Origin of the sequence: Arthrobacter sp. H41, from assembly GCF_000520535.1 — a bacterium.
Lineage (GTDB): Bacteria > Actinomycetota > Actinomycetes > Actinomycetales > Micrococcaceae > Arthrobacter_D.
Genome location: NZ_KI914820.1, coordinates 6,035 through 6,885, shown reverse-complemented (window position 1 = coordinate 6,885; position 851 = coordinate 6,035). Strand labels below are relative to the sequence as shown.

Below are 851 nucleotides of genomic sequence, written 5' to 3'. Positions count from 1 at the left end.
TCGGATTCTCGGAGCTGTACGGCTCGGTCCCGGGCGGCCAGGCCGAGTTCCTGCGCGTTCCGCATGCCGACTACGGCCCGATCAAGGTGGGTCAGGACCTCCCCGACGAGCGCTACCTCTACCTCTCAGACATCCTCCCCACCGCCTGGCAGGGGGTCAAGTACGCAGACGTGCCCGAGGGCGGGACCCTCGCCGTCTACGGGCTCGGCCCCGTGGGCCAGTTCGCCTCGCGGATCGGCAAGCACCTCGGCTACCGCGTGATCGGCATCGAACCGGTGCCCGAGCGGCGTGCAATGGCTCAGCGCCATGGCGTGGAGACCATCGATTTCACCAAGGACCTCGGCGAGGAACTGCGGAGCATGACCGGCGGGCGCGGCCCGGATTCGATCGTCGACGCCGTCGGGCTCGAGGCCCACAATTCACCCGTCGGTGCTTTCGCGCAGAACGCCGTCGGACTCCTGCCGGACGCACTGGCCCAGAAAGCGATGGACGTCGCAGGGGTGGACCGCCTCTCGGTGCTGCACTCGGCCGTGGACTCGGTCCGCAGGGGCGGGACCATCTCGCTGAGCGGTGTCTACGGCGGAACGGCGAGCCCCATGCCGCTCAAGACGATGTTCGACAAGCAGATCCAGTTCCGGATGGGCCAGTGCAACGTTCGCAACTGGACCGATGAGCTGCTGCCACTCGTCGAAGAACCCTCCGATCCCCTCGGCGTGACCGACCTCGTCACCCATGAGGTGTCGATCGACGAAGCGCCGATCGCCTACCGGACCTTCCAGAAGAAGCAGGACGGCTGCATCAAGGTGATCCTCAAGCCGTAGCTCCTTCGTGACGGCAGGAGCCACGGCCGG

Annotated in this window: 1 protein-coding gene; it reads left to right on the top strand. The window is 67.1% G+C overall.

From position 1 onward, the window contains the following. Positions 1 to 821 (top strand): zinc-binding dehydrogenase (locus Y705_RS20075; RefSeq protein ID WP_049822782.1); only part of this gene is annotated, 821 nt, incomplete at its 5' end. Positions 822 to 851 lie beyond the last annotated feature (30 nt).